Raw genomic sequence first — 13827 nt, forward strand, 5'->3', positions numbered from 1 at the left:
TGGGAGCCCTTCAGTGCTGAGCTCCCAGTTATTATACAACACAAGAGGTTGCTGAAGCTGGCTTCAAGCGAGTTCGGCTGCGACCGGAACAACGATGCGCCCGCGGACATTTCCTTTGAGAAATTTCGGCGCTGTTTCGATCACGTTGCTGAAGGGCACTTCCACCGTCATCGCATCCAGCTTGGACTTGTCCAGATCGCGGGCCAGCCCGGCCCAGGCCGCTTGCCGGTCGGGCAGGGGGCACATGACGCTGTCGACACCGATCAGCGACACACCGCGCAAGATGAACGGAGCGACGGTCGCAGGCAGATCCATGCCAGCAGCAAGACCGCAGGCTGCCACGGCACCCTGGTACTTGATTGCAGACAGCATATTCGCCAGTACCTGACTTCCCGCCACGTCGATCCCACCTGCCCAACGTTCCTTTGCCAGAGGCCTGCCCTTGCCCGAAAGCTCTTCACGCTCAATGATGGTCGCGGCGCCGAGGCTTTTCAGGTACGCCGCCTCACTCATGCGCCCAGTCACGGCTGCGACTTCAAAGCCGCGTGCTGCCAGCAAAGCTGTTGCGACGCTGCCGACGCCCCCTGCGGCACCCGACACGACGATCTCGCCGTCCTCGGGGCGTAATCCATGGCGCTCCAGTGCCTGCACACACAGCATCGCCGTGTAGCCGGCGGTGCCTATTGCCATGGACTGACGCAACGAAAGACCATCGGGCAATGGTACCAGCCAATCGCCTTTCACCCTGGCCTGCTTTGCCAGTCCACCCCAGTGCTTTTCCCCCACGCCCCAGCCATTCAGAATAACCCGGTCGCCTGGTTTGTACTCGGGATGGGCGCTTTCACGCACGATGCCGGAAAAGTCGATGCCCGGTACCATTGGAAAGCTGCGCACGACTGGCGAGATGCCGGTGATCGCCAGCGCGTCCTTGTAGTTGAGGGTGGAATAGACCACATCGACCCGTACATCACCCTCTGGCAGCTGGTCCGGGTTGACCTGAGTGAGGCTGACGGTTTGGTTGGCTTCGGGTTTTTCGATCAAGATGGCGTCAAACATGGGAAGATAACCTTCTATGCCGTGAGGAGAGTGAAGAACGAGTTGGAAAATATGCGAAGCGGAGCAGCGTCACGCTCAAGCTTGGAGCGCAGCACGGCACCTTCCCAACCAATCCAGAAGAAGGCAGCCAGGGCCTTGGCATCCTGGGTCGAAGAGAGCGTGCCTTCGTCCTGTGCGAGCCGCAGGCACTTGGCTGTTCTGGCCTGCCAGTCTTCAAGCACGCAAATGAGCTGAGACCGGAAGCTCTCGGGCAGTGCTGCCATTTCCTGACCAAGATTTCCGACAAGGCAGCCACGCCGAAAACCATGTCGCGCCATTCCTGCCTCTGCGTCTTCGACGAAAGCCGCCAGCCGTTTCAGCGCCGGCAACTTCGGGTTGGAGAACGAGATGTGAAGTTTGGCGGAGAAATAGGCGTGATAGGCGCTGATCAGCTGGCCGCCGAATTCTTCCTTGTTGCGGAAGTAATGATAGAAGCTGCCCTTCGGCACACCGGCATGGGTGAGGACCTCGTCCACACCGACCGAGGAATAACCCCGTTCGGTCAGGTGTATTAGGCCGGAGCGGATAAGCTTTTGGCGGGCTTGCGCAGTGGCCGGGTCTTTTTTGGGTCGCCCCCGCTTTGCAGCGGAGGTGGCCGACATGGATTGGGCGAGATCTGTCATATCTATTTTCTAGACAGATCGGTCTATTAATTCAAATGGTCCCTTTGACCAAGCTGGTCTGGCGTTGGTGTCCAGCACGCGACTCAAATAAAAACGCCCGCGGCCACAGGCGCGGGCGTCAGTGCATGTCAGGGCGGGGGTTAACGCCAGCCAAGCTCCGGAGCGATCTCTTTCAGGATCGTCTCCAGCACATGTACGTTGTAATCGACGCCTAACTGGTTCGGCACGGTCAGCAACAGCGTGTCGGCTTCGGCGATTGCCTCGTCCTGTTGCAGCTGTTTGATCAGCTGCTTTGGCTTCGCGGCATAGGAGCGACCGAAGATCGAGCGCGTTTCATGGATGAATCCAACGCTATCCCGATCATCACCCCGTCCGAAGTATTGGCGGTCTGTCTCGTTGACGAGCGCAAAGATCGACCGACTGACCGAGACCCGCGGTGTCCGCGTGTGACCGGCCTCTTTCCATGCCTCCCGGTAAGCGCGGATTTGCTTGCCCTGCTGAACATGAAACGCTTCGCCGGTCTCATCGTCCTTCAAGGTCGAGCTCTGCAGGTTCATGCCAAGTTTTGCCGCCCAACGTGCTGTCGCATCAGAGCCCGAGCCCCACCAGATGCGCTCCCGCAGACTTTCCGAATGGGGTTCCAGCCGCAACTGGCCGGGAGGATTGGGGAACATCGGGCGCGGGTTCGGCTCGGCAAAGCCCTTGCCATTCAGCAGTTGCAGGAAGACCTCACCATGGTGTCGTCCCATGTCAGCGTCGGTCTGCCCGTCCTGAGGTTGATAGCCAAAATACCTCCAACCATCGATAACCTGTTCCGGTGAGCCGCGTGACAGCCCAAGCTGCAGCCGCCCCCCAGAAATCAGATCGGCAGCGCCGGCATTCTCCACCATGTAGAACGGGTTTTCATAGCGCATGTCGATGACGCCGGTACCGATCTCGATTTTCGAGGTCTTCGCACCGACAGCTGCCAGCAGTGGAAAGGGAGATGCAAGCTGATTGGCGAAGTGATGAACCCGGAAATAGGCGCCGTCCACTCCCAGCTCTTCTGCGGCGACTGCCAGATCAATCGATTGCAGCAACGTCTCCTGCGCCGACCGCGTGCCGGAATGCGGTGAAGGCGACCAGTGCCCAAAAGAGAGAAATCCGATATTTTTGGTCATAAGTAACCTCTGTGTCCATTTCCAGGTTTTGGCCCGGAATGGCCTGATGTTCGAATATTACCTATCAGATGGTCAGTCAGGCGCAGAGTGCAACGGATTGAACAGTCTGTTCAGGTGAAGAGTGAGGGACGCGTTTTATGGCTCTCTAAACAAAAAAACCGCCAGTGTTTCCACCGGCGGATTTCTTCACTTCACACTGCGAACGCAATCTGAGAAATCAGCCTAGGTTCAGTTCCTTGAAAAAGTCGTTGCCCTTGTCGTCGACGACGATGAAGGCGGGAAAATCTTCGACTTCGATCTTCCACACGGCTTCCATGCCGAGTTCTTCGTATTCAACGACTTCCACTGATTTGATGCAGTCCTGGGCAAGGCGTGCGGCGGGGCCGCCGATAGATCCGAGGTAGAAGCCTCCATGGGCCTGGCAAGCGCGGCGCACCTGGGCAGAACGGTTGCCCTTGGCCAGCATCACCATCGAGCCTCCGGCGGCCTGGAACTGGTCGACGAAGGAATCCATGCGGCCGGCAGTTGTCGGACCGAAAGAGCCGGAGGGCATGCCGTCCGGTGTCTTGGCCGGACCGGCGTAATAGACCGGGTGGTTCTTCATGTAGTCGGGCAGGGGCTCACCGGCGTCCAGGCGGTCACGCAGCTTGGAATGGGCCGCGTCGCGAGCAACGATCAAGGTGCCGGTCAACGACAGGCGCGTCTTGATCGGATGCCGCGTCAGCTCGCCTAGAATTTCCGACATCGGCCGGGTCAGGTCGACCTTGACCACATCATCGGAGAGGTGATCGTCGGTGATCTCCGGCATGTATTTTTCCGGCTGCATTTCCAGCTGCTCGAGAAAAATGCCGTCCTTGGTGATCTTGCCGACAGCCTGACGGTCAGCTGAACAGGAAACGGCCAGACCGATAGGCAGGGAGGCGCCATGGCGTGGCAGACGGATGACGCGCACGTCGTGGCAGAAATACTTGCCGCCGAACTGAGCCCCGACGCCCGTCGCCTGGGTCAGTTTGTGAATTTCTGCTTCCATTTCCAGGTCACGGAAAGCGTGTCCGGCTTCCGACCCTTGCGTCGGCAGGCCGTCGAGATAGCGCGCAGAGGCATATTTGGCAGTCTTGAGGGTCATTTCCGCCGAGGTGCCACCGATGACAATCGCCAGGTGATATGGCGGGCAGGCCGCAGTGCCCAGCGTCAGTATCTTTTCCTTCAGGAAGTCGATCATCCGGTCATGGGTCAGCAGGGAGGGCGTGCCCTGGAACAGGAAGGTCTTGTTGGCAGACCCGCCCCCCTTGGCCATGAACAAGAACTTGTAGGCGTCCTCGCCTTCTGAATAGAGCTCGATTTGCGCCGGCATGTTGTTGGAGGTGTTCTTTTCCTCGAACATCGAGAGCGGCGCCAGCTGGGAATAACGCAAGTTCTTCTTGAAATAGGCATCGCGGGCGCCTTCACCCAGAGCTGCTTCATCTGATCCGTTGGTCCAGACGCGTCGGCCTTTCTTGCCCATGATGATGGCTGTGCCGGTGTCCTGACACATGGGCAAGACGCCGTGTGCGGCAATGTTGGCGTTCTTCAGAAGGTCGAAGGCGACGAACTTGTCGTTCGGCGTGGCTTCCGGATCTTCCATGATCCGCTTCAGCTGCTCCAGATGCCCCGGGCGCAAAAAGTGGTTGATGTCCTTGAAGGCTTGATCGGCCAGAAGCCGTAGGCCCTCAGGCTCCACCATGAGCAGTTCTTCGCCGTTGAATTCAGCGGTCTTGACGTGATCCGACGACAGCTTGCGGTAGGGCGTCTTGTCTTCGGAGAGCGGAAAGAGGGAACTGTGATGGTAATCGGGTGGAGTCACGGGAGCATTCATGGGAAGGGCTCGTCTGTTTCTGGCGTTGGTGTCCGCAAACGGCGCATTTTTGCGCTCTGGCAGACTGATAGCGGATATTTAAGCCAAAACAGCCGGAAGCGCTATGCACCCCCGGCTGTCTTTAATCGGTTAAGTATCGATAAGGTGCGGCTTTCGAAGCGCCAAGCTGGCTCAGCCGGGCTTCACGCCGGAGCTTATCGGCTGGCAGTCAGGTCCAGCGTGACCGTCACCACATCGGCGAGGGTTGCGGTGGCAACGCTGGAGCCGATGTCATAGGTGGTGCGACTCAGGCTGGCTTCCCCAACGGCGTGCGCAGTGTCACCTTCAATCTTGAGGGTGAAGTCCAGTGTCACGGGCTGACTGACACCTTTGATCGTCAGAATGCCCTCAGCCTGGAAGGTTTCGTCGTCAACGGGTGACACCGATGTGGTTTTGAACTCTGCCGAGCCGAGGGTGGCGGAGTTGAAATAGTCCGGCTGTGCGAGCATATCGTCATATTGGGCATTACCAGTGATGGCCGAGCCGGTTTCGATCTTGGCCGAGATCACAGCATCCTGCGGGGCTTCTGGGTCGAAGTCGATGCTGGCCTGCCAGCTCTCGAACTTGCCATCCACCTGTCCGTCGGCCTGCTTGACCTGAAACCCGAGCGTGCTCGTGGCCGGGTCAACAGTCCAGGTATCTGCGGCTGCGGCACCAGCCAGGAGGGGCAGGGCGGCAACAGCGCAAATCAGGGATTTCATCATCAGTCTCAAGTCCTTGTAAAGCAGTGTCAGGACGCGGATTTGGCCGGCTTGGCGGAGACCATTCGGCGCAAGGTGTCATCCCGTGCGATAAAGTGGTGCTTCAACGCGGCAGCAATATGAGCGACCAGCAAAGCGACCAACACCCAGGCGGCATACTCGTGGACAACCTTCAAAAGGCTTTCGGCCTGCGCCTTGTCTCCGAGCACCGGCGGGATCGGCAGGTGTGGCACGGGCAGCACGTCAAACACGATCGTCGGAATCCCCCAGGGCGAGGCGGACACCATCAACCAACCGGAGATGGGCAGCAGGAACATCAAGGCATAGAGCCCCGCATGCCCCAGATGGGCGGCGAGCTTTTCCAGTGCCGGCATTGCAGCAGGAAGTGCTGGGCTCGGGTTCACCAGGCGCCACACGATTCGCAGGGTGGTCAATGTAAGAACCACAAAGCCGATCGACTTGTGCAGCTGATACAATGGGTAAAGGTTGGGGGCGCTCTGCGGCAGGCTGGTCATGTAGAGACCCAGCCCGAGCATGGCGACAATCAGCGTTGCCATGATCCAGTGGAAGCTGATGGCAACAAGACCGTAGCCCCTTGGCGTATTGCGAAGCATGAATGGCTCCTGAAAATCGCAAGGCCTGCATCTGAAAAGCCTGGCGTGGTCAGAGCAGCTCAACCCTGTCGGCAAGGTGACAGGGTCGAGCTGAACTCGGCTTATTGTGCTGCTGCACCAGCTTTCATCGACTCGGCGTTGAAGGTCACGGTGATCTCATCGCTGACGTAGGGCACGAACATGTCCATACCGTAGTCGGAGCGCTTGATGACGGAAGAAACGGCAAAGCCGGCAGCCGGAACCTTGGCCATCGGGTGGTCACCAATGGTTGTTACCGTCACGTCCAGAACAGCCGGCTTGGTGATGCCCTTGATGGTCAGGTCGCCGGTGACTTTAAGCGTGCTATCGCCGGTTTTCTCTACAGACGTGCTCTTGAAAGTTGCCTCCGGGAAGTTGGCAACATCGAAGAAGTCAGGGGAGAGGAAATGCGTGTTTCGCTCTTCCCAGAATGTGTCGAGGGACGAGATGTCGATGGTGAATTCAATCGAGGAGGCTGCCGGATCGGCTTCGTCGATCATCAGTGTGCCGTCCCACGCCCCGAAGCGGCCTTCGGTGGTGGAGTAACCCAGGTGATTGTAGGAGAACGCCAGGTTGGAATGCGAAGCGTCAAAGTCGTAGGCAACGGGCTCGGCAAATGCCGATGCACTCATAAGGGACAGCGCAAAAGCGGTCGATGCGAAGCGGATCATGTCTAAACCTCAGAAGTCGGTGTGGGGCGGCTCGGGAGGAGCGCGACTGCGACACAGATAGCAATGTTCTCAAGTTAAACAATTTAACGAACTGTCCATATGGGGTGAACAGTGCCTCTGTTTGCGAGGGGGGCTGAAATACTCTTGTTTTGAGCCGTTTTCCCGCTGGTCCGCGCTTCCTCAAGGCTCTTACTCCATGGGAAAGGCACTGAATGACGCGATTGTGAAACCGTCTCTAGGGCGCAAGCAGGTGCTTGCGAACGCTAGCACCATGGCTTGGCGCGCTGTCATGCCAGCATCATTCGAATCGATCAGTCTCCACTTCAAGCTGCGGGCTGGATGCCGTGGACGAAGCTTTTTTGCGTTTCGCTCATTGCGGCACCGGTGTCGCCAAAAGGAGAAAACTCGTGAAAAAAGCCCGCATTATTTGCCATCGTGGCGATAGTATACGTGCCCCGGAAAACACATTTGCGTCCCTTGAAGGGGCCGTGGCATTGGGCGCGGAAGTCGTGGAGTTTGATATTCACACCAGCCGGGATGGCGTATTGTATGTCATTCACGATGAAGCTGTGGACCGCACGACCAACGGCACCGGGCTCGTTGCCGAAATGACCTCATCTGAGTTGGACGCACTGGATGCCGGAAGCTGGTTTGCGCCTGAATTCGCCGGCCAGCGAATCCCGCGCCTTGATGCGTTTCTCGATGCCTGCGTGGGGCGGATTGTGCCTTATGCCGAAATCAAGGCAGCAGACCCTGGCGACGTGCGTGACATGCTGGCCCGGCGCGGTTTGTTGAGAGATGCCTGGACCTTCTCCTTCGACCCGGCCATTCGGGCGGAAACTCGTGCCCGTGTCCCCGATTTCCGTCGCTCGGTTTTATACAAGCATGTTGGATCGGTTGCGCGCGCCGTGGAATTGGAGGCCGCAATTCTGGAGTTTCATCCGGAAAATCTGACGGAAGCAGTTGCGGCCGAAGCGCGTGCTGTCGGCCTTGTCACCCAGATATTCTATGCCGGAAACGACCCTGTCGTTTTTGAAGCTGCAGTCAGATCGGGGATCGAGCAGATGAATATCGACGAAGTGGATCTCTTCCGACAGGTGGAGCAGCAGATTAACTCTGTTTCCGGATAACTCAAATGACAAGAAACAGGCATTTGGCGAAAAAGTTCGTGGTCAGTTTTTCGAAAATTTAAATCTTCGGACCTAGGGTCATCTCAGGAAATTTATCGAGGTGGCAAATTGCAGGGCGCGTTTGATTTGAACCGCGGTTTGGTAACAAACAGTGTGTGGGGCGAAAATGTACAGTGTTTTCCGGCTCTCCGGAGAGTGCTGCTTGTTGTTGTCGCTTGTGTCTTTTGCGCACTATCAAGTCCCGGCAGCTCTTTTGCCGCTGACTGGGTGCTGAAACGCGTGACAGGAACCGTTTATCTGGTGGCGCCTGGTATCAAGGCACTGCGTGCCAAAACAGGCATGCCTTTGAAGCGTGGCTACACCCTTGCCACCCGCTCGAACGGCCGAGCGCTTCTGGCGCGTGGGCGCGAAACAGTCATGGTGTCACCGAACACCACCTTCGCTCTGTCTGCCTATCGTAGTGACCACCAGCAAACGACGCTTTTGCAGAAGAGTGGTGCTCTTACGGTTGAAGTCGAGAAACAGCGTCGGCCGCACTTTACCGTGGAGACGCCTTTCTTTGCTGCTGTCGTAAAAGGCACCAAGTTTACGGTTTCTGTACGATCGAAAGATGCCAGAGTTTCGGTCGACCGCGGTGTCGTCAACGTCAGCGACTTTGCGTCCGGCGACCGAACTGACCTGACTGCCGGTCAGTTCGCTTCTACATCTCCAGCGTCAACGGTTGGGCTGAGTGTCGGTGGGACAACCGTGCCAACTGTTTCTCGCGGTCGGCCGCGGGCTCCTGTGTTCGAAACGCCTGCTGTTGAGAACGTGCCGACCTCAGATCCCGTCTCTGATGCGTCCAACGACGCGGCGTCCTCACGCAGTTCGAACTCGCCGTTTGGTGGTAACTCTATCTTTAATTCCACCAATGTCTATGGCAGCGGAAACAGCAATTCTGGTGCCGGAAACAATAGCGCCGGTGGCAACGGCAATGGTAACTCCGGTAACTCGAACGCCGGTGGCAACGGCAATGGCAACTCGGGCAACTCGAACGCCGGTGGCAACGGCAATGGCAACTCGGGCAACTCGAATGCCGGCGGCAACGGCAATGGCAACTCGGGCAACTCGAACGCCGGTGGCAACGGCAATGGCAACTCGGGCAACTCGAACGCCGGTGGCAACGGCAATGGCAACTCGGGCAACTCGAACGCCGGTGGAAACGGCAACGGCAACTCGGGCAACTCGAATGCCGGCGGCAACGGCAATGGCAACTCGGGCAACTCGAACGCCGGCGGCAACGGCAATGGCAACTCCGGCAACTCGAACGCCGGTGGCAACTCCAATGGCGCGGGAAACTCCGGGAACTCCAACGCTGGTGGAAAAAACAAATGAAGCTTGATGTGTCTCGACAAGGCCATAGCTGTTGGACGTTCTTATGTCATTTTGGCGTTTGATATCAAACAGGTATAGCTTGCAGCTCGCAAGGATCCTTAGAAGGGCAATCAAGATTGCAGCTGTGGCGCTTGTCATTAGCGCGGTCGTGGTCGGCCTAAAGGTTTCTGGTGGGCTTGCCTATCTGACGCGCCCGCTGGCCGAGGCACGATTCAGTTTTCTGCACTCAGCTCCGACTGGTGATATTGTTTTTGTGGAGATTGATGCGCGCAGCTTGCAAGAGGCGGGAATTTGGCCGTGGCCTCGGCGTCTGTATGCAGAAGCGCTTGATAAGCTCCGCGAGATGGGCGCCTCTGATATCGTTTTTGATATCGATTTCTCTTCTAAATCCAGTTCAGCCAACGATTTGATTTTCTCCCAAGCTTTGGAGCGGGCAGGCGGCAGCGTCGGACTTGCGACTTTTCAGCAGCCCGCCTCATCGGGAAATGCGCGTGGGAAACAGGCCCTTGTAAACCGTCCGATAGAGACATTGAGACGTGTCAGCTGGCCTGTCGTCGTCAGTGTCCCGATAGCGGAGGATGGCCGCGTTTGGCAGGCCATATGGGGCGACGAAATTTCGGAAGAACCGACCCTCTCCCTAGCCGCCTTCCTCGGAGGAGGGGAAGCCGCTATGGGTCAAGCGTTTTATATCGACTACAGTATAGATCCGACGTCGTTGCCGATTTTCTCCTTCATTGACTTGATCAACGGCCATGTTGCGCCTGCGGCAATTCAGGGGCGAAAGGTTGTCATCGGCGCAAGTGCACAGGAGCTTCGCGATCTCTTCTCTGTACCTGTTCATGGTGTGCTACCAGGCGCCGTGGTCCAGATCCTTGCAGCCGAAAGCATACTTCAGCAGCGCGCACTTACTATTCAGGGTTGGCTGGAATGTTTGATCGCCGCCCTGCTCTTTGCCTTGCCATTGGTAATCTGGAAAAGGTTTGATTGGTGGTGGCGTGCGTCCGGGATTCTGGGAGGCATGGCACTGTTCGAGGCCCTTGGGCTTGTCGTCCAGTCAAAGTATCCGGTCATGCTGGAGACGTCAGGGGCGCAGATCGCGCTGACACTGGTGTTCCTGCACCTGCTGTTTCGTCAAATCGGCCTGGGCAAGATACTTCTGCGCATTTCCCGGGTTCAGACACATAATGCCAACAATATCCTCGGCCGGGTCTTCGACGACAGTTTCGATGGAATCATGGTCATTGACCAAAAGCTGCGCATTCAGGCTATGAGCCGCGCTGCCTACCGCATTCTTCCATCCTCGGTGTCCGTTGGTGTTCGTGCGGATAATGTCCTGCCTGATGAGCTCATGGGTGCTGTTCGGGAAGTCTTCGACAGTCAGTTCAACTGGTCTCGTAATGCCGCAGATATCCGCGAGGTCATAATTCCCCTCGAGGAAGGAGACCAACGGGTTGTGGAGTTCGTGGTCGCAGCTTCTACCCATTTGGACCTGGGACGATCGAAAAAAGCTTCTCAGGAAGTCTGTCTGGCAAGCGTGACATGTCGGGATGTGACAGCGCAGAGAGAAGCAACAAACAAACTGCAGCACATGGCGCGCCATGATGCAATAACGGGCCTGCTGAACCGCTCAGGTCTTGAAAACTGTCCTCTGGCAACCGGTCATGGGCTTCCCAATGGGATGAAACTGTGCTTGGCGCTTACGGCTGTCGATCAACTTGATCAGCTCGTGGCATCTCTTGGGTTTCAGTACGGGGATCTTTTGGCCCAGGCTACGGCGGATCGAATGCGGGGAATGGCGATACAAGGCACCACCTTGTCGGCTATTGGAGGAGATCGCTTGGCGCTTCTGTTCCCTGTGAGTTCAGATGTCGAGGCACGCAGTTTTCTGGAGCAGATGAAATCGGCGATTTCCGGAGAGTACGATCTTGCCGGAAATCGGGTAATTGTGCGCTTCGATATGGGGTACTCTATCCGGCAGTACGAAGCCGGCTCGATCCAGGAGTTGTTGCGGGAGGCCGGCAATGCCCTTGCCTTGGCGCATGGTCATTCAGAGCGTGGCCCGGTCAAGTACCGGGAGAAAATGTCCAATACGCTCCGTCGTCGCCGACAACTCGATATGGAGATGGCTACAGCTCTTGAACACAATGAGATTCAAGCTGTCTATCAACCACTTGTTTCTTTGAAAGATGGTGAGTTGATCGGTGTTGAAACCCTAATGCGGTGGACGCACAAGGACCTCGGCTCGATCTCGCCTGTCGAATTCATTGCCATTTCCGAGCAGAACGGCCGCATCAAGACACTTGGGGAATTCATCCTTCGCGAGGCCATGCAGCAAGCGGTGCAATGGACAAAACCATTGCGGGTTGCAGTGAATGTTTCTCCAGTTCAGTTCAGCGACTCTGATTTTATCAACGTGGTAAAGCGCGCTTTGAATGATACCGGGTTCAAACCGGAATATCTGGATCTTGAACTGACGGAATCTCTGTTCGTAGAGGATCATTCAGAGGTCGAAGAAAATATCCGCGAGCTGCGAAAACTTGGTTGCTGCCTTTCTCTCGATGACTTCGGAACCGGATATTCCAGTCTGGGCTATATCCCTCGTATTCCATTCTCAAAGATCAAGATCGACAAATGCTTTGTCGATGACATTCATACGGATGCTGCACATCGGGCGATTGTGGAAACTGTTGTCGGTCTCGCGAGGGGCTTTGGAATGAAGGTGGTTGCAGAGGGCATTGAAGAGGCAGTTCAGGGAGAGGTCTTGAGAAAACTAGGCTGTGATATTGGTCAGGGATATCTCTATGGCCGTCCTATGCTGGGCGATGATATCGAAGAGCTTCTCCGCTCTGCTGCCTAGGTATAAAGCTTACTCTCAAGAAAAAAGGCCCGCGATGTGCGGGCCTTTTGTCGTTTTCAGGAGTGTCGCAGCGCTTAGGCGCCAAGACCGCCAAAGCAGGCATATTTGATGTTGAGATAGTCATCGAGGCCGTACTTGGAGCCTTCGTTGCCCATGCCACTGTCCTTGACCCCGCCGAACGGGGCGACCTCGGTCGTGATAACGCCTTCGTTGACGCCGACCAGACCGTATTCAAGCGCTTCCATCACCCGGAAGCTTCGGCCCAGATCGTTGGTGTAGAAGTAGCAGGCAAGGCCGTACTCGGTGTCATTTGCACGCTCAATGGCCTCGGCTTCCGTCTCGAATTTGAAGAGTACAGCGAGCGGACCAAAGGTCTCTTCGCGGGCCACACGCATTTCGGCATGCGCACCGGTTACGACGGTCGGCTGGAAGAAGGTGCCAGGGCCATCGACCTCGGTACCGCCGACAATCACCTTGCCGCCCTTGGACTTGGCGTCTTCCAGATGCTCATGCACCTTCTTTACCGCAGCTTCGTTGATCAGCGGACCTTGGGTAACCCCGTCGTCCAGGCCGTTGCCCGGCTTCAGCTGCTCGGTCACGGCTTTCGCCAGTTTTTCGGCAAAAGCGTCATAAACACCCGCCTGGATATAGAGCCGATTTGCACAGACGCATGTCTGGCCGGAATTGCGGAACTTCGATGCAATCGCACCTTCCACGGCCTTGTCCAGATCCGCATCATCGAAGACGATGAAAGGCGCATTGCCGCCCAATTCCATTGAGATCTTTTTCATCGCCTTGCCAGCGTTGCCGGCGAGAATCTTGCCGACGCGCGTGGAGCCGGTAAAGGTGATCTTGGCGACCTGCGGGTTCTCGCACATCTCTTCGCCGATATCCTTGGCTTCACCGGTGAGCACGTTGATCACGCCTGCCGGAAGGCCTGCCTTTTCCGCCAGGATGCCGTAGGCGAGAGCAGAGTAGGGAGTAAACTCGGAGGGTTTGATCACCATGGTGCAACCCGAGGCAAGTGCAGCCCCCAGCTTGCGGGCAATCATCGAGTTCGGGAAGTTCCAAGGCGTGATGGCCCCGACCACGCCAACAGGTTCCTTGGTCACCAGAATGCGACGGTCGCCCCAGGGAGAGGGTATAATGTCGCCGTAAACCCGTTTGGCTTCCTCGGCGAAGAAACGGATGTACTTGGCGCCGCCCATGATCTCGCCCTTGGCTTCGGCCAGAGGCTTGCCCATCTCAGCGGTCAGCAGAAGGGCCAGCTCATCCAGATTCGCGACGATCTCGTCGGCCAACCGGCCCATGAGCTTGCTACGCTCTTCAGCAGTGGTCTTCTTCCAGCTCTTGAAAGCAGTATGAGCAGAGGAAATGGCGCGGGCAGTCTCGGCGCGGCCACAATGGGGGATGGTGCCGATGATCTCATCGGTCGCCGGGTTGATGACTTCAACCGTCGCGCCGTTGTCCGCAGCACTCCAGCTGCCGTTGATGTAAATGGCTTCCTTTTTGAAAGCGTTGTCGAAGCTCATGAGCTGTGCTCCCTCAATGGTCCCGGTTGAAGACGGGCCTCTTGTGTTTGAAACAGGCGTTTCCTCGCCCGTTATGTGAATGATCTGTCTGCTCACATATGGTGCCTGACGCGTATTCACGCCAGTGAAGAAATGTGATCACATAATTCCACCGCAGC

11 protein-coding genes are annotated in these 13827 nt (G+C 57.0%); 3 read left to right on the forward strand and 8 right to left on the reverse strand.

Annotated features, from left to right (window positions below):
- Window positions 1-63: 63 nt before the first annotated feature.
- The 7 genes from acuI to J0X15_RS12650 form a co-directional block, all read right to left on the reverse strand.
- Entirely contained in the window at window positions 64-1056 is a 993-nt protein-coding gene (gene acuI / locus J0X15_RS12620; protein WP_206941244.1) for an acrylyl-CoA reductase (NADPH), read from the reverse strand.
- A 14-nt stretch (window positions 1057-1070) separates the two neighbouring features.
- Complete coding sequence (acuR, locus tag J0X15_RS12625; protein WP_206941246.1) at window positions 1071-1718, reverse strand: acrylate utilization transcriptional regulator AcuR; 648 nt, start codon at window positions 1716-1718, stop codon at window positions 1071-1073.
- 140 nt (window positions 1719-1858) lie between these two features.
- The gene (locus tag J0X15_RS12630; protein ID WP_206941248.1) at window positions 1859-2878 is read right to left on the reverse strand and encodes an LLM class flavin-dependent oxidoreductase; all 1020 of its coding nucleotides are present in this window, start codon (window positions 2876-2878) and stop codon (window positions 1859-1861) included.
- Between the two features lie 217 nt (window positions 2879-3095).
- Window positions 3096-4733 carry a fumarate hydratase gene (locus J0X15_RS12635; protein ID WP_209015310.1) on the reverse strand — a complete coding sequence of 546 codons (1638 nt, stop codon included), beginning with the start codon at window positions 4731-4733 and terminating at the stop codon, window positions 3096-3098.
- Between the two features lie 194 nt (window positions 4734-4927).
- Window positions 4928-5476 (reverse strand): YceI family protein, encoded by a 549-nt coding sequence (locus tag J0X15_RS12640; RefSeq protein WP_206941250.1) that lies wholly within the window; start codon window positions 5474-5476, stop codon window positions 4928-4930.
- A 26-nt stretch (window positions 5477-5502) separates the two neighbouring features.
- Window positions 5503-6087 carry a cytochrome b gene (locus J0X15_RS12645; protein WP_206941252.1) on the reverse strand — a complete coding sequence of 195 codons (585 nt, stop codon included), beginning with the start codon at window positions 6085-6087 and terminating at the stop codon, window positions 5503-5505.
- Window positions 6088-6188: 101 nt separating this feature from the next.
- A complete protein-coding gene (locus tag J0X15_RS12650; RefSeq protein WP_206941254.1) occupies window positions 6189-6776 on the reverse strand; it encodes a YceI family protein in 588 nt (195 codons plus the stop codon).
- A 407-nt stretch (window positions 6777-7183) separates the two neighbouring features.
- On the opposite strand from J0X15_RS12650, the gene J0X15_RS12655 reads away from it, so the two are divergent.
- The 3 genes from J0X15_RS12655 to J0X15_RS12665 all read left to right on the forward strand — a co-directional run bounded on the left by J0X15_RS12655 (window position 7184) and on the right by J0X15_RS12665 (window position 12137).
- Window positions 7184-7906, forward strand: coding sequence for a glycerophosphodiester phosphodiesterase (locus J0X15_RS12655; protein ID WP_206941256.1), 723 nt, complete (start codon window positions 7184-7186; stop codon window positions 7904-7906).
- A 279-nt stretch (window positions 7907-8185) separates the two neighbouring features.
- Window positions 8186-9280, forward strand: a complete 1095-nt coding sequence (locus J0X15_RS12660) for a FecR domain-containing protein (protein ID WP_209015311.1) — start codon at window positions 8186-8188, stop codon at window positions 9278-9280.
- Window positions 9281-9323: 43 nt separating this feature from the next.
- Window positions 9324-12137: an EAL domain-containing protein gene (locus tag J0X15_RS12665; protein WP_206941258.1), complete on the forward strand. Its 2814-nt coding sequence runs from the start codon at window positions 9324-9326 to the stop codon at window positions 12135-12137.
- A 74-nt stretch (window positions 12138-12211) separates the two neighbouring features.
- On the opposite strand, the gene J0X15_RS12670 is transcribed toward J0X15_RS12665, so the two are convergent.
- Window positions 12212-13669, reverse strand: coding sequence for an NAD-dependent succinate-semialdehyde dehydrogenase (locus J0X15_RS12670; protein WP_206941260.1), 1458 nt, complete (start codon window positions 13667-13669; stop codon window positions 12212-12214).
- Window positions 13670-13827 lie beyond the last annotated feature (158 nt).

It is taken from the genome of Roseibium limicola, assembly GCF_017313085.1.
GTDB classification, from domain to species: domain Bacteria; phylum Pseudomonadota; class Alphaproteobacteria; order Rhizobiales; family Stappiaceae; genus Roseibium; species Roseibium limicola.

Coding starts and splice junctions, on each gene's coding strand:
- J0X15_RS12630 (WP_206941248.1), bottom strand. CDS start 2,878: ATGACCAAAAATATCGGATTTCTCTCTTTTGGGCACTGGTCGCCTTCA.
- J0X15_RS12645 (WP_206941252.1), bottom strand. CDS start 6,087: ATGCTTCGCAATACGCCAAGGGGCTACGGTCTTGTTGCCATCAGCTTC.
- J0X15_RS12670 (WP_206941260.1), bottom strand. CDS start 13,669: ATGAGCTTCGACAACGCTTTCAAAAAGGAAGCCATTTACATCAACGGC.
- J0X15_RS12665 (WP_206941258.1), top strand. CDS start 9,324: ATGTCATTTTGGCGTTTGATATCAAACAGGTATAGCTTGCAGCTCGCA.
- J0X15_RS12650 (WP_206941254.1), bottom strand. CDS start 6,776: ATGATCCGCTTCGCATCGACCGCTTTTGCGCTGTCCCTTATGAGTGCA.
- acuI (WP_206941244.1), bottom strand. CDS start 1,056: ATGTTTGACGCCATCTTGATCGAAAAACCCGAAGCCAACCAAACCGTC.
- J0X15_RS12635 (WP_209015310.1), bottom strand. CDS start 4,733: ATGAATGCTCCCGTGACTCCACCCGATTACCATCACAGTTCCCTCTTT.
- acuR (WP_206941246.1), bottom strand. CDS start 1,718: ATGACAGATCTCGCCCAATCCATGTCGGCCACCTCCGCTGCAAAGCGG.
- J0X15_RS12640 (WP_206941250.1), bottom strand. CDS start 5,476: ATGATGAAATCCCTGATTTGCGCTGTTGCCGCCCTGCCCCTCCTGGCT.